The sequence below is a fragment of the Pantoea cypripedii genome, from assembly GCF_002095535.1.
Classification (GTDB): Bacteria; Pseudomonadota; Gammaproteobacteria; order Enterobacterales; family Enterobacteriaceae; genus Pantoea; species Pantoea cypripedii.
Genome location: NZ_MLJI01000002.1, coordinates 523,438 through 543,172, shown reverse-complemented (window position 1 = coordinate 543,172; position 19,735 = coordinate 523,438). Strand labels below are relative to the sequence as shown.

The following is a 19,735-nucleotide window of genomic DNA, read 5'->3' as shown; positions in this document are numbered from 1 at the left end:
GTATTTTTTCCACATTTAATGATTCATCACACGTTTTCATAAATTCAGAACTCCTTCCCATGTGCCTCCTGATCCTTTCCAGAAGGTATTTTCGTGATGGCTTCTATGAATGATTCTGTTGTAATGATAAATATTGATGTCACCAAAAATTAAGTATCGCCCTTTTACTGAGTAAAAATCATGGGTGCCAGTGATTAACTCCCTACCCCATTCTAAGCGCGGATAAAAGATCCAACTCAGACCACCATGAGCAGCCGCCCTCAATTTCACCCTCTTATGTTTATTAATTACAAGAATCGCAATAATCTCAGTTGGCGGCATGTTTATGAATGCTGGACTGCGATTTTCCAATTTCATAAAAAAAGACCAAACTAAAAACATAGTTTCTATTATTTGCACGAATGTTCAGATTTCACTTACAGATCATCTGGAGTGAATATTTCTGGCGTAGCTTCAGTATCTACATAACAAAAACGCGAAAATGCAGACGTCGCTACGTGAAAATTAACGGAGATTACCCCTGCCAATTCGCCAGAATTGCTGTAGCAACGTCAGCTTGTTTACAATTTCATGTTTATCATCGTAACATACTGAATAATATAAATTAATTTTCATGAGGTTATAGCGTATTATTCGACAAACCATCCTCCGGTTGATCATTACCTTTTTAAATCGAAAATCTGTATCAAACTGGTTTTTTAGAATTTCAAAGCAAGCAGCCTGAAACTGAGAAGTACACGCAAAAAAATGCGAACGCATGTCGAATTGCATGTAAGCTGTGACAGGTGAACCAGAATCATTCATTTCTCGCAATTCCAGTCATTTTGAACAATGCGTATCCGGCAGTGAGGTTCTGTTAGTCAGGATGATGAAATTAAGGAAGGGATTTCACAAAAAACATCAAAGAAACCCGACAAGAAAAATCACTCAACATTTTGTTATATAAGGATTTATTCTGATTATTTCAATATGAAATTCCCGGGATAAATTCAGGGAATATCATCTTCTGTTGTTCTCCAACCTTCCCTTCCCTGCATATGTGGTATTCGTCCAATGCGCTATTGATGTCGCCGTTTTATAACTGCCGTTCTCCACCAGTCTTAGGTAACAGGCAGGGAAAGAATGCCAATCAGACCAGAATTCTGTTAAGCCGCCAGTAAGGAAAACATCAACCAACGAATACGCGAAGCTGAGCGGGCAATTGAAGATGCAGCACATCAGTGTAATCGGACCCAATGGTTGTGGTAAATCAATCTTGCTTCGGGTACTTGCGGAGTGGCAGTTGCCTCAGGCTGGGGAAATAAATGTAAATGTTCCAGTCGCGTGACTTGGCCAGCGATTAGAGAATCTGGCACTTGAACAGCTGCGGTCAGTCAATCCCACAATGAGTCGAAGTGAGGTGTGCATGCGGTTGGCACAGCTGGGACTGGATGAACCAAAGATCGCAATTCCGGCTGCTTTGCTAAGCGGAGGAGAACGTCTCAAGGGAGCACTGGCCTGCATCATCTATGCTGAAACCCCACCGCAGCTGTTGTTGCTGGATGAGCCCAATAATCTTCTCGATTTAACCTCTGTCTGGGCGTTAGAAGCCATGATACGCGGCTATCACGGCTCCCTGATGGTGGTATCACATGATGACGCGTTTCTGAATAGCCTGGGGCTTACCGACAGACTAATCGCCACTGAAGAGGGATGGAGGCTGGAGACTCTCTAAGCGGAAAAGGCAGCAATCCTGCGTATATCCAATGATTGCCAGCCGGATAACGCAGGAACGCTGCTATGAATGGATGTGGTTAGATGTTGTTGAGATAGTTTTGATACCAGTGCGCAAGCTGTGTAGTGACCGGGCTCTGGTTGACATCAAACGTCCGGCCATCAAGTTTCCTTACCGGAGTGATACCGGCCAGTGTGCCAGTAACAAATGCCTCATCACCGGTCAGCGCCTCTGCCAGCGTGAAAGGTTTTTCATAAACAGCCAGCCCATTTTGTCTCGCCAGTTCAATAAGCGTCTGGCGGGTGATGCCGTTGAAGCAATACAAACCGTTCGAGGTCCACAGCTCTCCGTTGCGGACAATAAAGAAATTTGTGGAATTGCAACTGGCGACAAAGCCATGAGGGTCGAGCATGAGTGCTTCATCGGCGCCTGCATCAAGTGCCTGAAGTAACGCCTGAATCAGATTCAGACGACTGTGAGAATTCAGCCGAAGGTCAAAAACATCGGGTGTGCTGGTGCGATAGCTGGAAGTGAACAGCGCCAGGCCTCGCTTTTTAGCTTCATAATCCACGACTTTATATTCGGCCACACAAACCACGGTGGCCCCGCCAATAATAAAACGGGGATCCTGATTGGGAGTACGTTTTCTGCCACGGGTTATCATCAGACGCAGATGCGCGCCGTCTGTCATGCCATTAACCTCCAGCGTTTTGCACATAATCGCCGTGATTTCCTCACGGGTGTGACCAATGTCGAGCTGGATGGCAGCGGCTCCTGCAAACAGGCGATCAAGATGGCGCTGCAGGGCAATCAGTTTGCCATTTACCAGTCGCAGACCTTCCCATACACCATCACCACAGATATATCCGGAATCAAAAATCGATACGGTAGCGTTGTCCCGGTGGACAAATTCGCCATTCACATAAACCTGAACATTATCGTTCCTTGAATCCTGCAAATAGGCCTGGCTGCTTTGACTGGCACTCATGTTGATTCCTTTTTATTAAAATGCACGTTCGGTAAAGCGGGAGAGAAACTCACGGGTACGTGGCTGACGCGGATGTTTGAGAACCTCATCCGGCGTACCCATTTCATGAATGACACCGTTCTCAATAAATATCACCCGGTCAGCGAAGTGCCACGCGAAGCCAAGTTCATGTGTCACCAGCAACAGGGTGCGGCCTTCATCCGCCAGTTCACGAATGGTATGTAGCACTTCACCCACCAGCTCAGGATCCAGGGAGGAGGTGGGTTCATCGAACAGCATGATTTCCGGTGCCATGGCTAACGCTCTCGCGATGGCGACTCGTTGCTGCTGACCACCTGAGAGGCTGCCCGGCCATGCCTGCTGCTTATGACTCAGGCCGACCTTCTCCAGTTGTCGCTGGGCAATGTTATTGGCTTCTTCCCGTCGCATTTTTTTTACCGATACCAATGCCTCACAGACGTTATCCAGCACGGTGAGATGTGGGAAAAGGTTAAACTGCTGGAACACCATACCGATGCGTTCACGTACTTCACACAGCTGCTTTTCGCTGTAAATACGTTGATTGTTTTTGCCTGTGCTGCCCAGTACTACCCCATCAAGTTCAATGGTGCCCGCGCTGGGAGTTTCCATAAAATTGAGACAACGCAGCAGGGTACTTTTACCGGAACCGCTGCCGCCGATAATGGCGATTTTCTCTCCGGGGTAAACATCTAAATCGATTCCTTTTAAAACCACCTGATCGCCGAACTGCTTTTGCAGCCCACGGATACGCATCACGGGTTGTTGATCGAACATGAGTTTTCTTTCCTTAGGGCAGGGGGCGATAGCGGCGTTCAAGGCGTGAGGCCAGATAGCTGCCGGGCCAAATCAGGACAAAATAAAGCAGGGCAACCACCGTTAAGATTTCCACCGGACGGTAATAAGTGCTGCTTAACAACCGTCCCTGATACATCAGTTCGTTGACGGTGAGAATCGACGCCAGTGACGTTACCTTGGCCAGTTCAATCATTCGGTTAGTCAGGGCAGGTAACATGCGACGGAAGACCTGTGGCAGGATGATGCGTCTCAGCGCTTTCGCCTGAGACATGCCGAGCGCTTTTGCGCCCTCCCACTGACCGCGTTCAATGGACTGCAACCCCGCGCGAAAAATTTCCGCACTGTAGGCAGCGGTATATAACGTAAGAGCCAGAACCGCTGCGCCGAAAGTAGAAAACTGAATACCGACCAGTACCGGGAAGGCGTAATAAAACCAGATCAGCTGAATCAGTACCGGTGTATTACGGAAAACTTCGACGAAGCTCCGGGTCAGTGCCATAACCCAGCGCTGTGGACTGGTCCGGGCAATCCCCAGTAGCAGCCCGATAACGGTGCCGCTGATGCCTGCAAGAAGCCAAAGTTCCAGTGTCACTCCCAAACCTTTTAGTAACACCGGGAAGTTCTGGAAGATTAACGAAAAGTCCCATTGATAGTTCATCTTATTACCTCATCAGCGCGCATCAGAAACCGCGAGACGTTTTTCAATCATCTGGCTGCATTGGCTGATGATCAGCAGCAGGGTGAAGTACATCACGGCAATCAGGGTATACACTTCCAGCGGACGATAGGTCTGGCTATTGACCTGCATCGCCTGATACAAGAGTTCGCTGTAAGCCAGCGAAGAAGCCAGCGCAGTGGATTTCAGTAATTCGAAAGAGCGTTCAAGGAACGGCGGGATCATCCGGCGTAATGCCTGCGGCAGGATGATGCGACGTAACGCTGTGGCGCGAGGCATGCCCAGCGCTTTGGCCCCTTCCCATTGCCCGTTGCTGATTGACTGGATACCGCCGCGATAGACTTCCGCATAAAACGCTGCGGACTGGGCCGACAGCGCCAGTACTGCGGCGGCAAAGGGGGAGAGGGTGAGTGGTGATACCACGGGTAACGCGTAGTAGATCCAGAAAAAATGGACGATGGCAGGAGTATTACGGTAAAAACCAATGATCATGATGGCCGGGATTCGTACCAGGCGAAGCGGCGAATTTTTCATTATCGCCAGTATTATCCCCGCGAGCATGCCAAAAACGATGCTGGTCACACCGATCTGAATCGTTCCCCAAAGCCCCTCAAGTAATAACATCCGGTATGGCCAGATGGCGGCAAAATCCCACTGATATGACATACGACACAACCCCTAAAATACTCAATCCAATTTCAGTGCGTTAGAACGGCATAATCTTATCAGTACGAAAATGTGATAAATAAATAATATAAAATGACGCTATTATCTCTTTTTGATATATCAATTTGATCCGGACAGCTATGACCCACTCCACCTTTCTGACACTCGAACTGGCCCGATTTGCCTGTAAACTCACTCCAGATGCAATCCCTGCCCGCTGGAAACGGAAAATCATCCTGCATTTTATCGATAGCCTGGGGTGTGGGGTGGCAGCACGTAACGACCAGGTGTTGCAGATGAGCGCTAAACTGGCACGATCACAATACGCGGCGGGCAGCAGTATTACGCTGGATGGTGGCTCTCAGCTCTCTTCAAGTGGTGCTGCATTCCTTAATGCCGTAGCGATCAATGCGCTGGATTACGATGATGGTTTTGAAGTCGCGGGGCGGGGGATGGGACATCCCGGAGCAACTCTGGTCGCCGGGGCACTGGCGGCGATAGGTTCGCAACCTGTCAGTGGCGAGGCCTTGCTGACGGCACTGGTGGCTGCATGGGAGATTAATGGGCGGGTGATTCTCTCGCAGCAGCCAAGCCCGGAACGTTTTCGCGAAGTCTATGGCGTCTGCCAGCATGAATCGCTCGGAGCAGCCGTCGCATTTGGTCTGTTGCGTGGCTGTGATGCGAGTGCACTGGAAAACTGTCTGGGGTTGGCAGCCTCGCTCACCCCGCTTCCGTCATTACACAAATATAACTGGCAGCAACGTCCACTGGTTTCCTTTAAAGACTACAACGCGCCAGCCGCGGAAGCGGGGGTGCGTGCCGTTGAAATGCATCTGTCCGGTATTGTCGGGCCGCGTGATGTGCTGGCAGGGGAGCAGGGGTTCTGGCGTATGATGGGTTCTGACATGTTCCGTCCTGAAATCCTCACGGATAACCTCGGCTCCAGCTGGCTATTGCAGCATGCCAGTTTTAAGGCTTACCCGACGTGCCGCTGGATGCATACGGCGCTGGAATCATTTGAAGGCGCACTGAAAGCTCTCACTGCTCCTGAAAAGATCCTGCGGGTACGGGTGTATGGCAGTCAGCTGCTGGCTGATTTTTTTACCGATACCCGGCCTGAGAGCGGCACAGACGCGCAATTCAGCCTGCCTTTAGCCATTGCCTGTCTGGCATTCAATATTCCACGTCATCTATGGAGCAGCGAGAAAGTGCGAACCTCAACCAGGCTGCTGGAATTTGCCGATAAGGTGGAGGTGCTGGCCGAAACGCGTTTTGATCAACTGATGCGGGAATTTCGTCGCCCGGCAGCCCGTGTTGAAGTGGTTACTGAGGATGCCGTTGTTACCGGTGACACCATCGATTTTCCCTTAGGCTCGCAGGAAAACCCGCTTTCTGAGCAGAAGATTATTGATAAGTTTATCGCCAACCTGTCATCACGGTTGCCCACAGAGAAAGCAGAAGGGATAGCAGCGCGGTTACTCGATCTGGAACGAGGTGAGGATATCGGGGCGCTGCTGGCCCCGATGCTGGAATGAAGGTTTTACTTCCACTCTTCTTTAATCACAGACGGAACCTTACTGACATCGACGCCACGCAATTTAAGCGCATCCTCATAGAATTGCTTACTCTGGCCGGATTTATAAATTTTAACGAACTCTTCGTTCAGGAAATTACGGAAACGCGGGTCGCTTTCTTTGCGTATTGCACCACCGGTACTGATGGCGATGATAGGTTTCGGCAGGATCAGGTTGCCCTTGTGTACTTTGGCCTGTTGCAATGCCAGTGCCGGATGGACGTAAGAAAGTGCATCGACACGGCCCGCATAGAATGCCGCAACGCCTTCATCCATATTGGTGAAACGGACCAGCTGCGCCTTCGGTAATTTTTTCGTCAGGATGAGGTCAGGGCTGCTGCCGAGGGTGACGCCTATTTTGATGTCAGGACGATTAAGGTCATCCCAGTTAGCCGCAGGAATACCATCGCGGATCAGCACCCCCTGTGCATACCACAGGAACGGTTGATCGGAGAAATCTGCGGCCTTACGGCGCTCATCGGTGGGATCGAGCACCAGCATGGTATCAATCTGGCCTGCCTGCAACGCCGCAATCGCATTACCCCAGGTGGTTTCGACCGGGACCAGTTTTACCCCTAAATCTTTCGCCAGCACTTTGCCAACGTTATAGCCAATACCATTCCACTGACCTGTCGCCGGATCTTTGAAGTACCAGGGTTCGCCTTGTGCGACGCCAATACGCAGTTCACCCGTTTGTTTGATATGGTCCCAGGTCGATTCTTCCGCGTGGCTAAAAAAGGGTGCGACAGCCATGAGCAAAGGCAGAACGATTTTGTGTAGTCTGATTGTCATTTTGATGGTCCCTGATAAGAAAAGAATGAAAAGTGAAATGCAGTACAGGCGACAAAATAGCGAAGTTTTATATAACTGTAATAGTGTTATTTATATTATCTAATTCCATAAGGTTATTAACGGGATGCAATGACCGCTAAGACTTTTGTGTTAACTATGGATAAACACAGAGAGGTGGCGATGAATTTTCAGCACATGCGTATTGCCAGGCCGGTGCGTGTACTCAACAGAAGCTGTGAAATGTACTGCGACGGACTTGGGCTAACAAAGTCAGGTGAGTTTACCGATCACGATGGATTCAGTGGATGCATGTTAGGCCGGGAGGATTTACCCTGGCATCTTGAGTTTACTCAGTGCCACCACCATCCAGTGACACCGTCTTCCTCACCAGAAGACCTGCTGGTTCTGTACGTTCCGGAAAGGGAGGCTTGGGAAATCGCCTGTTCAGATATGGATCACGCGGGATTTGTCAGGGTGGAGTCTTTTAACCCCTACTGGGAGAGAAGGGGAGTGACCTTCGAAGATCCTGATGGGTATAGAGTGGTGATCCAGAATATGAAGTGGGCCAAAATGTGAGCCAGTATTCATCATGACTAAAGAATTTCCAACTTCCTTTGGATTTATCTACCAGAGGTAATACCATGATCCCGATTTGACATGGAATATGTGAGGGATAACATGGCGTTAAACGGTGGTTTCATTCTTAATGGGGCGGATTATGCCCCACTGTTCTTTCCCGGAATAGGGACTTTTATGGCGTTTTCGGGATCTGGGCCAAATCGCAATCGTGCAGGCTGTTCTCGCATTCCTACAGTTGGTCCGCTTCCAGTCGGAAAGTATTGGATTGTTGACCGCGAACAGGGTGGATTGTATTCACAGGCATTAGCGGCATCAAAAGATCTGTATAATAAGGTATTTCATGGCGCACAGTTTGGGCATTCGGATTGGTTTGCACTTTATTACGACGACATAAGCGTTGATGATTGGACGTGGATTAACGGTGTTCAACGCGGAAACTTTCGCCTGCATCCAGGAATGGTCTCGGAGGGTTGCATTACTCTGGCACGGAATTCAGATTTTGCGATGCTTCGTAATCGACTGCTGCACACACCGCTGATTGAAGTCCCGTGCACAAGGAAACTAAAAGCACGTGGGTTTATTGAGGTGAAAGATTATGGATATGATGAAACTTGCCCGACGAAGCGTTAAAACAGTTCTGTTTATTGCATTGTTCTGCCTGTTTGCTCGCTTGATTGATGCTTCAAAGTTTATCAGTCTTGATACAGCCAATGCTTTTTCAACCTGGCTTCATGGTAGTGCTAATCAGGAGAACTATGATGACCTTTGGTTTTTTACTGATGTGCTGCTTTCGTTACTGTCCACTGTGGTTGCTTACAACGTGCTAATTAGGCTGTTCAATCGAATGCCGGAACGGATACGCCACCACTTAAACTGAATAAACGTCTTTCGCTCCCGGTTGATCATATTGTCCCGCTCAAACCGAAACGTGATAGCTGGTAATGGCATTGCCGGTAAACCGGTGGACCATCAGCGCCGGTGGATCGTCAGCAGGGGGGATATTCTCTGTTCCAAACCAGACCGGATTAGCCGGGCATACTGACCCGCAGATATAGGCCGGGATTCCGGCAAATATGCCTGCTATGGGTCGGTGAACATGCCCGCTGGAAATCGCCAGCAGGTGATGGGGAACATGCCTGACCAGCTCTGCCAGCGCTCCGGAACCCTGGCACATCGTTTTATCCAGCGTGGGAATGCCGGAGGCAAAAACGTGATGATGCAGGAATAACAGTGATGGAGTATCACCGGCATCGCTGAATTGTTTCTCCAGCCAGCCAAGATGCCCAGATACATCGCCTGACGTTTGGTTTTCCAGCGTTGAATCCAGCCCAATTAGGCGAAGCCCACCGAGCTGATGCGTAAAGTGCAGGGAATCGCCCGATGCATCAGCTGCCCAGCGATGCTCTCCCCACACTGCGCGCATCTGCTGGCGATCATCAGCGTTGCCGGGCAGCAGCAACCAGGGATACGCCTGCTGGTGCAGACGGTCGGCAATCAGCCGATAACCTTCATGCCACTGTTCATCAATCAGGTCACCGGTCAGCACCAGAATGTCCGGGTTGAGATGTGCCAGCCAGGCCAGCACGCGATCAAATCGGGACAGATTGTCATTGTCAGGAGAAGCGTGGATGTCCGAAACCTGCGCTATCAGCATGTCTGCCTCATCATGATTCAGGCTGCAAACCTACACATTAGCGGCAAGCCTGAGCCACTGCAAAACTGTCTTCAAACAGACGGAAACGCGTGATCAAGCCGTCATTCACCACAAAATCAAACACAAACTCCGTCTCGATCAGTTTGCCGGTCTTATTCACCCGGGAAGCCAGTTTACCCGGCACCAGAACCCGGTTGCCCTGAACCAGCATCTCACTGATTTCAAAGTGTTCAGAAGTGATCTGCTCACGAATCTGGCGGAAAAATTCAGCCGCACCCGCTTTGCCGTGTTTACGCCCAATCCAGGGCACAGTGGCAACATCGCCCGCCACGAACCAGTCAACTTCTTCGCTGACCAGTGCTGCGATGGCAGCAACATCCGCTGCAGACGCAAGGCGATTGAAAAGTTCTTCAATTACATCAACAGGTTGTTGATAAGACATCAGGTGACTCCTGTTCTGTGGTCAAAAAACATATCTATTTCTAGTCTGAATGAAGGGGCTCAGTCAATTACCTTCCACCCGCGTGCTGTTATTCTCCGGCTGCATTATCTTATGCATTATATTTTTAAAAGACCGGATCAGCAGGTTGATTCCTGTATTTAACAAAACGATTGCCATTATTTTCAGTTTACTTTGCATGGGCGGATTTCAATAATTTCCCGGTGATTTATCAAGGAAGCGGAAATAATGAGTCAGTCGATTGAGGTAGCAAAGTCCGACGACGCAGAAGAAATTTTTGCGTTACTCCAGCGCGCCTATGCCTCGCTGGTCGCTTTGGATGTGCATTTTACTATCTCGCGCGGCTCGGTGGAGCAGGTACGGCGCACCATTGAGCAGGAAACCGTGCTGGTACTGCGCAAGTGGAAACGTGCTGTGGCGACAGTAACGGTGCGTTTCCCATGGCAGCAGGATGACAGCGCACCTTCATCATTACCTTTTATTCACTGGTTTGCTGTTGACCCGGATTTTAAAGGTCAGGGATATGGCCGGGAAATTATCAGCTGGGCAGAAGAAACCCTGCTGAAAAACACCTTAAAAGCGCCGGGTGTTTATCTGGCTACTGCGACCAAACATCCCTGGCTCAGCGACCTGTATCTGCGTCGCGGCTATCAACCTTTTTATCATCGCACTAATCAATTAGGGGAAGCATTGGTTTTTCTGAAAAAGGAATTTACTGCTAATGCGGAAACCTCACCGGAAAAAAGAGTACGCACTGCCTGATTCAGGCGATTAAAAAATAACACCTGCAACCACCAAGGATAATATGAAAGCGAATTCACTGACTCTCGCGCTGGGTCTGACCTGCCTGCTGGGAAGCGCATTCCATACTTTTGCTGCTGAACAACCGCGCAGCGGCGGCAGCCTGACCTGGGGTGTCGAAACCGAACCCGTGCCGTTTAACCCACAGCTTAACGGCCAGTCGAAAGCGGAAGTGGTGCTGCGCAACGTCTGGGAATCGCTGCTGGCACGCCGCAATGATGGCAGCTTTGTTCCCTGGCTGGCAGAAAGCTATGAAGCCAGCCCGGACGGAAAAAACTATCGCTTCAGCCTGCGGCGTGATGTCACTTTCTCCAACGGTGAGAAACTGGATGCCAATGCGGTCGCAGAGAACTTCCGTCATCTGCAGGATGCAGCCTATTGCGCGGGTAGCAGCCTGTGTGCGGTGGGTGCCCGCATTGAAAGTATCACCACGCCGGACGACCATACGGTAGCGATCACCCTGAAACAGGGCTATTCCCCGTTCCTCGCCTTCGCCGCCAAATTGCAGATCCTCGCGCCGGCCAGCTGGCACTCATCACAGCTCAAGTCCGGCGGCAAAGAGATTGCCGGTACCGGTCCCTTTATTCTCGAAAGTTACGAAAAAGGGCAACAGGTCACCTTCGTGAGAAATCCCCATTACAACTGGGCACCTGCCACGGCGCATCATCAGGGACCGGCTTATCTTGATCGCGTTACCTATCGCTTCCTGCCGGAATCTTCAGTGCGGACCGGCGCGTTGCTGTCAGGGCAGGTAGATGTGATTGAAGGCATCTCCGGTAATGACGCGGGAGAATTCAAAGACAGCAGCGACTTTACCTACCAGCATGCGCTCAATACCGGCACACCGTATTCGTTGTTTCTTAACGTGGAATACGGCCCGACCCAGGATGTGAAAGTGCGTCAGGCGCTGTTGCAGGGGCTGGATATCGACCCGATCCTCAAATCGGTCTATCGCGGCGAACGTACCCGCGCCTGGGGCATCACGTCACCTATCGATCCACTCTACAACAACGATCTTGAAGGCAAATATGGCAACAACCCGGCGGCCGCCAACAAATTACTGGATGAGGCGGGCTGGCAAACGCGAGATGCCGATGGCTTTCGTACCAAAGATGGCCAGCGTCTGAGCATAGAGGTGATTCAGGCACAGGCGACGGTACGTGACCAGCGCGATGTGTTGCTGCAGGCGATCCAGGCTCAGGCGCGCCAGCGGCTTGGCGTGGAGCTGAAGCTGCGTTATGTCGATTCAGGAACCTACGTTGATGTACGTAACACCGGCAAATTCGGCTCGATCGCGAACTCCAATACTGAAACTGACGGCATCGATATCGAAAACCACTATCGCCCGGTGAAGGCGGGTGGACCGATCAACTACAGCCGCGTCAACAGCCCGGAAATCAATGGCTGGCTCGATCAGGCTGCCGCCACGCTGGATCTTAATCAGCGCCGTAAATTCTACAGCCAGTTGCAACAGTACGCGCTGCCACAGCAGGCGCTGGCGGTGCCACTGTACGAACCGGAAGACCAGATTGCAGCAGCAAGTTACGTACAGGGTGTTGGTTTCCGCAGCTTTAAGCAAATGCCTGAAAACGTCTATGACGTGTGGCTGAGCGCACACTAATTTCGGAGGCGAGGATGAGTCTGGAGAGCATCGTAACCCGTAACCCGCGAGCACCGCGGCCATCGGTATGGCGTAGCGAACTGACGCGTCGTATCACCGGACGGCTGCTGGGGGGCGTACTGGTGTTGTGGGCTGCCGTCACGCTGGCGTTCCTTGGGGTGCATCTGGCGCCTGGCGATATCGTCAGCCTGCTGATTGGGGAGCAGGAGCGCACACCGGCGATTGAGGCGGCCATCCGCGCCGAGTGGGGGCTGAACCACCCGCTGTGGTGGCAGTACCTGCACTATCTGTGGCGCGTGCTGCACGGTGACTTCGGACGTTCATACATTCTCAACACCGAGGTGAGTCAGCTGCTGGCGACCCAGCTGTGGCCCACCCTGAAACTCACCCTGGCAGCGTTACTGGTCAGTGCCGTGTTTGCCATAGTGATGGCGGTAGCGACAGCGCATCGCCGCTGGGGTCGCCGGATTGCGAATGGCCTGGAGCTGCTGCTGGCATCCACACCGTCGTTCTGGATGGGCATTGTGCTGTTGTTCATCTTCAGTTTTACGCTGCGCTGGTTTCCGGTGGCGGGGGATCGTCATCTTTCGTCGCTGGTACTGCCAGCCTTGTCCCTCGGCCTGGCACAGGGGGCGGTGATTGCGCAGGTCCTGCGACGTGAGCTGGAACGCGCATTGGAATCCCCCTTTACCCTGACGTTACGGGCCTGGGGTGTGGGGGAAACCACCATCCGTTTGCGCCATGCGTTACGCCACGCCGCACTGCCTGCGGTGACGTTAACCGGCTGGCTGGTGGGCGGATTACTCAGCGGCGCAGTGATTACCGAACAGGTTTTTGGTCGTCCCGGTCTCGGTAAGCTGACGGTGGATGCGGTACTGGCGAAAGATCTGCCCGTGGTGCTGGCGGTTGCCGTCCTTTCGGCGCTGATTTACGTGGTGATGAGCACGCTGGTGGACATTCTGGCGCTATGGATCGATCCGCGCCTGCGTGGGGAGGGCAAATAATGCAAGCTATCCTGCAACGATTTTCTCTTGCGCTGCCCGTATCGGTGTGGAGCGCATTGTTCTTTCTGCTGCTGGTCGCGCTGGCGGTGGTGGCTCCGCACTGGCTGACGCACAGCGATCCGCTGCTGGCCGATCCAGTCAACGCGCAGCTGCCGCCATCAGCACAACACTGGCTTGGCACCGATCAACTGGGGCGCGACCTGCTGACCAGGGTGATTTATGGCAGCCGTTACTCGCTGTTGATCAGCGTCGCGGCGATGGCGGTGGCGGTGATCTTCGGCACCTTGCTTGGTCTCACGGCGGCACTGGCTCGCGGGGTGGTGGATGAGCTGTTGAGTCGCGCGGTGGATGTTATCTCAGCCTTTCCCGATCTGCTGCTGGCGCTGATGCTAATCGCTTTCACCGGTCCGGGTACCAATAACCTGATTATCGCTCTCGGCGTGGCTTCGGTGCCGCGTTTTGCCCGTGTGGTACGTACCCAGACTTACAGCGTTATGACCTCCGGCTACGTGGAACAGGCCCGTACCTTCGGCCTGTCGCGCTTTACGTTGATCGGGCGTCATATTCTGCCACATGCGATGGCGCAGGTGCCCGCGCTGGCCACACTGGGTCTCGGCACGGCGATTATTGGCACTGCGGGGCTGAGTTTCCTGGGGATGGGGCCGCAGCCGCCGACGGCTGAATGGGGATTGATGCTGGCAGAAGGGCGTAACTATCTGCGTAACGCCTGGTGGATCGCCGTCTGGCCGGGGGTATTTATCACCCTGACGGTAATTGCGGTGAATACCCTGGGACGCTACTGGCAGGCGCGTTTTGAAGGGAGAACGTTATGACGCAACCGGTAATTGATATTGAAAACCTCTCCATTCGCTTTGGTGCCCAGCAGGTGGTGAAGAACCTGAATTTGCAGGTCTGGCCGGGGGAATCGGTGGCGCTGGTGGGGGAATCCGGTTCAGGCAAAACCCTTACCGCCCGCAGCCTGCTGGGATTGCTGCCGGATGATGCGGTTGTCAGTGCCGATCGTTTTGTCATCGATGGACGTGACATGCGCAACGCTCACCGCCAGGACTGGCGTGCGCTGCGCGGACGCCGTATTGGTTACGTGCTGCAGGATGCGCTGGTTTCACTCGATCCATTGCGGCGCATTGGTCAGCAACTGGCGGATGCACTGCGTGCCTCAGGCTATCGTGGTGATGTCAGTCTGCAGGAAAAAAGCCTGGAACTGCTGCGCGCGGCAGGGATAGCGGATGCAGAAAGCCGTCTCGCACGCTATCCACATCAGCTTTCCGGTGGACAGCGCCAGCGTGCCCTGATTGCTACCGCCCTGGCGGGCAGCCCGGCGTTGCTGATTGCGGATGAACCCACCACGGCGCTGGACATGACAGTGCAGCGGCAAATCCTGCAATTACTGGCGCAGCGGCGACGTGACGGGCATGGCCTGTTGCTGATCAGCCACGATCTGGCGGTGGTGGCAGAACTGGCGGATCGGGTGCTGGTGATGCGTGATGGTGAAGTGGTGGAGCAGGGCAGCAGCGGATCGTTACTTCAGCGTCCTCAGCATGCCTGGACACAGCGTCTGCTGCGCGCTGTACCGACACCCGCCACACGGGGCTTACGTCTCAGCGCTGCCGAACCGACACCGTTACCGCCGCGCCCGGCACCTGCTGCGCTGCCTCTGCTGGAGGCGATCGGGCTGAACAAGGCCTACGGCGAGCGTCAGGTGCTGCATAACATCAACTTCAGCCTGCACGCCGGGGAAACCCTTGGCGTGGTGGGGGAGTCTGGCTCCGGCAAAACCTCGCTGGTGAAAGTGGTGATGGGCCTGGCCGAACCTGACAGCGGTACGCTGCTGCTGGAAGGTAGCCGCTGGCAGGGCCTCAATGAGAAAGCACGTCGCGCCCGACGCGCACGCCTGCAATTGATCGCCCAGGACCCCTTCAGCTCTTTCGACCCGCGTTACACGGTGGAAAAAATTATCGGCGAAAGCCTCGACAGCGTCGGCATTTACGGCGATGCGCGCCGTCAGCGGGTGCGCCAGTTGCTGGATGAAGTGCAACTGGGCGACCGCTTTCTGCAACGTTATCCGCAGCAACTCTCTGGCGGTCAACGGCAGCGTGTGGCGATTGCCCGCGCTTTTGCCCCGCACCCGGCGTTGCTGGTGGCGGATGAGCCGGTCAGCGCGCTCGATGTCTCTGTCCAGGCACAGGTGCTGGATCTGCTGGCCGATATGCAGGCCGAACACGGCACGGCGCTGTTGTTTATTTCTCACGATCTTGGGGTGATCCAGCATCTGGCCGACCGTGTGCTGGTGATGCAGAACGGCCAGGTGGTGGAAAGCGGAGAACTGCGGCAGGTGTTTGCTGCGCCACAACATCCCTGGACACAAAAACTTTTACAGGCGCTGCCGGTTCTTCCCGACTGGCAGCCCGCGATCGCATATTAAGGAGAAGCGCATGAGTCAGACACAACGCCAGCTACGGCTGGGTGCCATTATTCAGGGAGCTTCCGGCAACATGTCGGCATGGCGTCACCCGGATGCGGTGGCCGATGCCAGTATCAACGTGGACTACGTGCTGGAGCTGGCCCGGAAAGCGGAACAGGCGAAAATTGATTTTCTGTTCGTCGCCGATGGCCTGTACATCACGCCGCAGTCGATCCCGCACTTTCTCAATCGCTTCGAACCCATCACTCTGTTGTCGGCGCTGTCGCTGGTGACGAAAAACATTGGTCTGGTGGCGACACTCTCCACCTCCTACAGCGAACCCTTTACCGTAGCCCGCCAGTTTGCCAGCCTTGACCATCTGAGCGGCGGACGTGTTGGCTGGAACGTGGTGACCTCACCGCTGGAAGGATCGGCAAAGAACTTCTCGCGCACTACCCATCCTGAGCATGACGAACGCTATCGCGTTGCCAGCGAGTATTTACGGGTGGTGAAGGGGCTGTGGGATTCGTGGGAAGAAGGCGCCTTTGTGCGTGATAAAGCCAGCGGCCAGTTTTTCGATGCAGACAAACTGCATACCCTCAATCATCAAGGCCAGTACTTCTCGGTGCAGGGACCGCTCAATGTGGGGCGCTCACCGCAGGGGAGGCCGATTGTGTTCCAGGCGGGCGCTTCAGAAGCGGGTAAGGCGTTTGCCGCTGAAGCCGCCGACGCCATTTATACGCGCCAGGAGACCCTTGAGCAGGCACGTGAGTTCCGCGAAGATGTGCGCAGCCGTCTGGTGGCGCAGGGGCGGAATGCCGATGACATTCGCGTTTTCCAGGGTATCAGCGTCATTATCGGAGACACCGAAGAAGAAGCGGAGCGCCGTTATCAGCAGACTGCAGAACTGGTGAGCATCGATAAAGCGCTGGAATATCTTGGCCGCTATTTCGAACATCATGATTTCAGCCAATATCCGCTGGATGCGCCTTTCCCGGAAATCGGCGACCTGGGCGAAAACAGTTTTCGCAGCACCACTGATACCATTAAACGCAATGCCCGCGCCCGTGGATTGACCTTACGCCAGACTGCACTGGAAGAAGCCACGCCACGACCAGGCTTCCTCGGTACGGCGCAGCAGGTGGCAGATGGCTTAGCCCAGTGGTTCCTCGCTGGCGCAGCAGATGGGTTTATCGTGCGTGGTGGCACCCCCACCGCATTTGATGATTTTGTGGCGCAGGTGATCCCGCTGCTGCAACAACGCGGGCTTTATCGCAGCGAATATGCTGGCGAGACTCTGCGCGAAAACCTCGGACTGGCGGAGCCGGAAAACCAGTTTGCACAACGCCGTCGTCAGCAGGTGGCATGAGATGACGGACATCAGAGCACAGCAACAGGCGCTGGAAAACAGCCTTGAACAGCATGCTGCCAATTATGTCGCTGTCTCCAGAGCGATCTTTCAGCGCCCGGAAACCGGCAACAATGAATATTTCGCCAGCGAGCAGCTAACCGGGTTACTGGAGGCCGAGGGCTTCACGGTGACGCGCAACGTTGCCGGGCATGAAACCGCCTTTTACGCCGTTAAAGCTGTCGGGAAACCGGGGCCAACGGTGGCCTTTCTGGCGGAATATGATGCGTTAATCAACATTGGTCACGCCTGTGGTCATAACCTGATTGGTGTGACCAGTGTGGCTGCTGCGATCACGCTGTCGCAGGTACTGGCGCAAACCGGAGGGCGCGTGGTGGTGCTGGGTACGCCTGCGGAAGAGGGGGGACTGGCCGGACCGGGCGGCCCCAAAGGCAATGTGAAAAAACGCTTTGTTGAAGCGGGTCTGCTGGCTGACGTCGATGTTGCCCTGATGGTGCATCCCGCCGGAAAAACGCGCCTGACCGAGACCACGCTGGCAAACAATCATCTCTATTTTCACTTCTACGGCAAACCGTCGCACGCGGCCAGCGCGCCGCATGAAGGGATCAACGCCCTTGATGCGCTGGTGCTGCTGTATAACGGCATCAGTGTGCTACGCCAGCAATTACCGGATGGCGTGCGGGTACACGGCATCATCACCAATGGCGGTCAGGCACCGAATGTCATCCCGGAATATGCCTCTGCGCATTATTACATCCGCGCCGACAGCCGCGAGCAGGTGGAATCGCTCGAACCCCGGCTGCGTGCCATCGCGGAAGGTGTGGCGCTGGCAACCGGTACGCGGGTGGAAATCGACCATCAGATTGGACCGCGAGATTTTCACCTCAATCCGGCACTGGATGCGTTATTGCTGGAGGAACTGACGGCGGCGGGTGAGCAGGTCGATCTCTCACCACAAAAAAACAAAGTCTCGACTGATGCAGGCGATATCAGCCATGCGGTGCCGACCGCGCATCCGTGGCTGAAGATCGGTCCCGACGATCTGATTTTCCACACCGTGCCGTTTCGCGAAGCGGCCAATTCTGAACGAGGCTATCAGGCGTTGATTATCGGGGCTCGGGTACTGGCTCGCACCGGATTGCGCCTGCTGACCGATGCCGATGCCTTACAAAAAGTGAAAGCCGATTTTGCGCGGCCCTGAGGAGAAAACCGTGTCGCAACCCTATCGCAGAAAACTGAAGACGCTGGTGGGTGCCACCAGCGTAATTTCGGCGGGCAATGACAGCCAGCCGGGGATCGGCATCGCGCGAGCCATCGAACTGGCGAAAATCGCGGAACGTGAAAAAATCACCGGCCTGTTCACTGCCGATCTTTTACAGGCCGATCCTGCCGGGCTGGCGGGGAGTACCGGCAGCCAGGACCCGCTGATTGCGCTGGCAGCACTGAGCCAGGCGACATCGCAGATTGGTTTGATTGCCACGGTCAGCACCAGCTGGCTGCATCCCTACAATCTGGCGCGCCAGGTCGGTACGCTCGACCATGTGAGTGGCGGACGCGCTGGCTGGAATGCGGTGACTTCATCGGTGGGTGAAGAAAACTTTGGTGAAAACCAGCTACCGCCGCCGCAGGAGCGCTATGCGCGCGCCACCGAATTTATCGAAGTGATGAATGCGCTGTATGACGCAAACGAACGAGAAGCCGTGCAGCGTACCGCCAGCGGCGGGATACGTATCGATCCCGCCAGACTGCATCCGATTAACTATCGTGGCGACTATTTTCAGGTCGCCGGGCCGCTTAACGTACCACCATCCCCGCAGCGCCGTCCGGTGCAGTTTCAGGCGGGACAATCCGACGCCGGGGTAACACTGGGCGCACGTTATGCCGAGGTGATTTACACCTCTCAGCCGACCTTTGACGCCGCCCAGGCGTTTGTGGCGGATGTGCAGCAGCGCGCGCGGCGCTTTGGCCGGGAACACAATCCACCGCTGATCATGAACTCATTCCACGCCATTATTGGCGACAGCGAGGCGGATGTAGCACGCCGCCTGCGTGATAAGCACGAGCGTATTAATTATGAACAGGGACGCCTGCGTGTGGCGGACATGCTGGGGGGTGAGGTGGATCTGCGCGATTTGCCGCTGGATCACCCGTTACCTGCGGCACTGATCCCGGAAGTGGCACAGGTGCATCGCCGCCAGGGGCGCGCGGCCATTTTCCGTCAGTATGCGCTGGAAGGACTGACGCTGCGTGAGCTGATCATTAAAGCAGAAGAAACCGGTCACTGGTTTGTTGCTGGCACACCCGAAGCCCTGGCGGATGCGATTGAACAACGTTATCAGGCTGGCGTGCTGGACGTGATCTCGCTGCATGGGCTGGGCCAACCTGATCAACAGGATTTGTTGCTGCATGGACTGCTGCCGGAACTGCGGCGACGCCGGTTGCTGGATACGGATTATCAGGGCAGCGATTTCCGCAGCAGCCTCGAACTGGCACCGCTCCGGTAACGGCAATGCCAAAAAACATAAAAAATCGGCTTAACTCCAAAGAGCCTGGTTTGGTGACAGCATAGAATCCCGGTCAATTTAACCTCAATTGACAAG

Annotated in this window: 21 protein-coding genes; 14 read left to right on the top strand and 7 right to left on the bottom strand. The window is 54.1% G+C overall.

The window, feature by feature from the left end; genetic code table 11:
• Positions 1-1,207: 1,207 nt before the first annotated feature.
• Positions 1,208-1,327, top strand: coding sequence for an ATP-binding cassette domain-containing protein (locus tag HA50_RS31615; protein ID WP_208617337.1), 120 nt, complete (start codon positions 1,208-1,210; stop codon positions 1,325-1,327).
• A 78-nt stretch (positions 1,328-1,405) separates the two neighbouring features.
• Positions 1,406-1,714, top strand: a complete 309-nt coding sequence (locus HA50_RS31610; RefSeq protein WP_208617336.1) for a P-loop NTPase family protein — start codon at positions 1,406-1,408, stop codon at positions 1,712-1,714.
• A gap of 79 nt (positions 1,715-1,793) precedes the next feature.
• Here the strand turns inward: HA50_RS31610 and HA50_RS23740 are convergent, their stop codons facing one another.
• From HA50_RS23740 to HA50_RS23725, 4 genes are read right to left on the bottom strand one after another with little or no spacing between them, the layout of a single operon-like run.
• A complete protein-coding gene (locus HA50_RS23740) occupies positions 1,794-2,702 on the bottom strand; it encodes an aminotransferase class IV (protein WP_084879272.1) in 909 nt (302 codons plus the stop codon).
• Positions 2,703-2,717: 15 nt separating this feature from the next.
• Positions 2,718-3,497, bottom strand: a complete 780-nt coding sequence (locus tag HA50_RS23735) for an amino acid ABC transporter ATP-binding protein (protein WP_084879271.1) — start codon at positions 3,495-3,497, stop codon at positions 2,718-2,720.
• Positions 3,498-3,510: 13 nt separating this feature from the next.
• Positions 3,511-4,176, bottom strand: a complete 666-nt coding sequence (locus HA50_RS23730) for an amino acid ABC transporter permease (RefSeq protein ID WP_084879270.1) — start codon at positions 4,174-4,176, stop codon at positions 3,511-3,513.
• 12 nt (positions 4,177-4,188) lie between these two features.
• A complete protein-coding gene (locus HA50_RS23725; protein ID WP_084879269.1) occupies positions 4,189-4,860 on the bottom strand; it encodes an amino acid ABC transporter permease in 672 nt (223 codons plus the stop codon).
• Positions 4,861-5,000: 140 nt separating this feature from the next.
• Here HA50_RS23725 and HA50_RS23720 point away from each other — a divergent pair, with 140 nt between their 5' ends.
• Positions 5,001-6,395, top strand: coding sequence for an MmgE/PrpD family protein (locus HA50_RS23720; RefSeq protein WP_084879268.1), 1,395 nt, complete (start codon positions 5,001-5,003; stop codon positions 6,393-6,395).
• A 5-nt stretch (positions 6,396-6,400) separates the two neighbouring features.
• Here HA50_RS23720 and HA50_RS23715 read toward each other — a convergent pair whose 3' ends face one another.
• A complete protein-coding gene (locus HA50_RS23715) occupies positions 6,401-7,225 on the bottom strand; it encodes a transporter substrate-binding domain-containing protein (RefSeq protein ID WP_084879267.1) in 825 nt (274 codons plus the stop codon).
• 180 nt (positions 7,226-7,405) lie between these two features.
• Here HA50_RS23715 and HA50_RS23710 point away from each other — a divergent pair, with 180 nt between their 5' ends.
• The 3 genes from HA50_RS23710 (at position 7,406) to HA50_RS23700 (ending at position 8,681) form a co-directional block, all read left to right on the top strand.
• On the top strand, positions 7,406-7,801 hold the full coding sequence (locus HA50_RS23710; RefSeq protein WP_084880185.1) for a VOC family protein: 396 nt from the start codon (positions 7,406-7,408) through the stop codon (positions 7,799-7,801).
• 102 nt (positions 7,802-7,903) lie between these two features.
• The gene (locus HA50_RS23705; protein ID WP_084880183.1) at positions 7,904-8,434 is read left to right on the top strand and encodes a DUF2778 domain-containing protein; all 531 of its coding nucleotides are present in this window, start codon (positions 7,904-7,906) and stop codon (positions 8,432-8,434) included.
• Positions 8,400-8,681 carry a hypothetical protein gene (locus HA50_RS23700; protein WP_084879266.1) on the top strand — a complete coding sequence of 94 codons (282 nt, stop codon included), beginning with the start codon at positions 8,400-8,402 and terminating at the stop codon, positions 8,679-8,681. Before HA50_RS23705 ends, HA50_RS23700 begins: the two co-directional genes overlap by 35 nt.
• Before the next feature lie 39 nt (positions 8,682-8,720).
• Here the strand turns inward: HA50_RS23700 and HA50_RS23695 are convergent, their stop codons facing one another.
• Positions 8,721-9,458, bottom strand: a complete 738-nt coding sequence (locus tag HA50_RS23695; protein WP_084879265.1) for a metallophosphoesterase — start codon at positions 9,456-9,458, stop codon at positions 8,721-8,723.
• A gap of 37 nt (positions 9,459-9,495) precedes the next feature.
• Complete coding sequence (locus HA50_RS23690; protein ID WP_084879264.1) at positions 9,496-9,900, bottom strand: nuclear transport factor 2 family protein; 405 nt, start codon at positions 9,898-9,900, stop codon at positions 9,496-9,498.
• A gap of 246 nt (positions 9,901-10,146) precedes the next feature.
• Between HA50_RS23690 and HA50_RS23685 the strand changes: the two genes are divergently transcribed.
• Genes HA50_RS23685 through HA50_RS23650 form a run of 8 tightly spaced genes read left to right on the top strand, consistent with a single transcriptional unit; the run spans position 10,147 to position 19,639 of the window.
• Positions 10,147-10,680, top strand: a complete 534-nt coding sequence (locus tag HA50_RS23685; protein WP_084879263.1) for a GNAT family N-acetyltransferase — start codon at positions 10,147-10,149, stop codon at positions 10,678-10,680.
• 43 nt (positions 10,681-10,723) lie between these two features.
• Positions 10,724-12,340, top strand: coding sequence for an ABC transporter substrate-binding protein (locus HA50_RS23680; RefSeq protein ID WP_084879262.1), 1,617 nt, complete (start codon positions 10,724-10,726; stop codon positions 12,338-12,340).
• A gap of 14 nt (positions 12,341-12,354) precedes the next feature.
• A complete protein-coding gene (locus HA50_RS23675) occupies positions 12,355-13,344 on the top strand; it encodes an ABC transporter permease (protein WP_084879261.1) in 990 nt (329 codons plus the stop codon).
• A complete protein-coding gene (locus HA50_RS23670; protein ID WP_084879260.1) occupies positions 13,344-14,177 on the top strand; it encodes an ABC transporter permease in 834 nt (277 codons plus the stop codon). The genes HA50_RS23675 and HA50_RS23670 overlap by 1 nt, the downstream gene beginning before the upstream one ends.
• Positions 14,174-15,787 carry a dipeptide ABC transporter ATP-binding protein gene (locus HA50_RS23665; protein WP_084879259.1) on the top strand — a complete coding sequence of 538 codons (1,614 nt, stop codon included), beginning with the start codon at positions 14,174-14,176 and terminating at the stop codon, positions 15,785-15,787. Before HA50_RS23670 ends, HA50_RS23665 begins: the two co-directional genes overlap by 4 nt.
• Before the next feature lie 10 nt (positions 15,788-15,797).
• A complete protein-coding gene (locus HA50_RS23660; protein WP_084879258.1) occupies positions 15,798-17,135 on the top strand; it encodes an LLM class flavin-dependent oxidoreductase in 1,338 nt (445 codons plus the stop codon).
• Between the two features lies 1 nt (position 17,136).
• A complete protein-coding gene (locus tag HA50_RS23655) occupies positions 17,137-18,336 on the top strand; it encodes a M20 family metallopeptidase (protein WP_084879257.1) in 1,200 nt (399 codons plus the stop codon).
• Between the two features lie 10 nt (positions 18,337-18,346).
• Positions 18,347-19,639 carry an NtaA/DmoA family FMN-dependent monooxygenase gene (locus HA50_RS23650; protein ID WP_084879256.1) on the top strand — a complete coding sequence of 431 codons (1,293 nt, stop codon included), beginning with the start codon at positions 18,347-18,349 and terminating at the stop codon, positions 19,637-19,639.
• Positions 19,640-19,735 lie beyond the last annotated feature (96 nt).

Excerpts from the sequence above, each read along its gene's own strand:
- HA50_RS23700 (WP_084879266.1), top strand. The coding sequence starts at position 8,400 with ATGGATATGATGAAACTTGCCCGACGAAGCGTTAAAACAGTTCTGTTT.
- HA50_RS23655 (WP_084879257.1), top strand. The coding sequence starts at position 17,137 with ATGACGGACATCAGAGCACAGCAACAGGCGCTGGAAAACAGCCTTGAA.
- HA50_RS23735 (WP_084879271.1), bottom strand. The coding sequence starts at position 3,497 with ATGTTCGATCAACAACCCGTGATGCGTATCCGTGGGCTGCAAAAGCAG.
- HA50_RS23670 (WP_084879260.1), top strand. The coding sequence starts at position 13,344 with ATGCAAGCTATCCTGCAACGATTTTCTCTTGCGCTGCCCGTATCGGTG.
- HA50_RS23675 (WP_084879261.1), top strand. The coding sequence starts at position 12,355 with ATGAGTCTGGAGAGCATCGTAACCCGTAACCCGCGAGCACCGCGGCCA.
- HA50_RS23730 (WP_084879270.1), bottom strand. The coding sequence starts at position 4,176 with ATGAACTATCAATGGGACTTTTCGTTAATCTTCCAGAACTTCCCGGTG.
- HA50_RS23685 (WP_084879263.1), top strand. The coding sequence starts at position 10,147 with ATGAGTCAGTCGATTGAGGTAGCAAAGTCCGACGACGCAGAAGAAATT.
- HA50_RS23725 (WP_084879269.1), bottom strand. The coding sequence starts at position 4,860 with ATGTCATATCAGTGGGATTTTGCCGCCATCTGGCCATACCGGATGTTA.
- HA50_RS23710 (WP_084880185.1), top strand. The coding sequence starts at position 7,406 with ATGAATTTTCAGCACATGCGTATTGCCAGGCCGGTGCGTGTACTCAAC.
- HA50_RS23740 (WP_084879272.1), bottom strand. The coding sequence starts at position 2,702 with ATGAGTGCCAGTCAAAGCAGCCAGGCCTATTTGCAGGATTCAAGGAAC.
- HA50_RS23680 (WP_084879262.1), top strand. The coding sequence starts at position 10,724 with ATGAAAGCGAATTCACTGACTCTCGCGCTGGGTCTGACCTGCCTGCTG.
- HA50_RS23705 (WP_084880183.1), top strand. The coding sequence starts at position 7,904 with ATGGCGTTAAACGGTGGTTTCATTCTTAATGGGGCGGATTATGCCCCA.
- HA50_RS31615 (WP_208617337.1), top strand. The coding sequence starts at position 1,208 with ATGCAGCACATCAGTGTAATCGGACCCAATGGTTGTGGTAAATCAATC.
- HA50_RS23715 (WP_084879267.1), bottom strand. The coding sequence starts at position 7,225 with ATGACAATCAGACTACACAAAATCGTTCTGCCTTTGCTCATGGCTGTC.
- HA50_RS31610 (WP_208617336.1), top strand. The coding sequence starts at position 1,406 with ATGCGGTTGGCACAGCTGGGACTGGATGAACCAAAGATCGCAATTCCG.
- HA50_RS23665 (WP_084879259.1), top strand. The coding sequence starts at position 14,174 with ATGACGCAACCGGTAATTGATATTGAAAACCTCTCCATTCGCTTTGGT.
- HA50_RS23690 (WP_084879264.1), bottom strand. The coding sequence starts at position 9,900 with ATGTCTTATCAACAACCTGTTGATGTAATTGAAGAACTTTTCAATCGC.
- HA50_RS23695 (WP_084879265.1), bottom strand. The coding sequence starts at position 9,458 with ATGCTGATAGCGCAGGTTTCGGACATCCACGCTTCTCCTGACAATGAC.
- HA50_RS23660 (WP_084879258.1), top strand. The coding sequence starts at position 15,798 with ATGAGTCAGACACAACGCCAGCTACGGCTGGGTGCCATTATTCAGGGA.
- HA50_RS23720 (WP_084879268.1), top strand. The coding sequence starts at position 5,001 with ATGACCCACTCCACCTTTCTGACACTCGAACTGGCCCGATTTGCCTGT.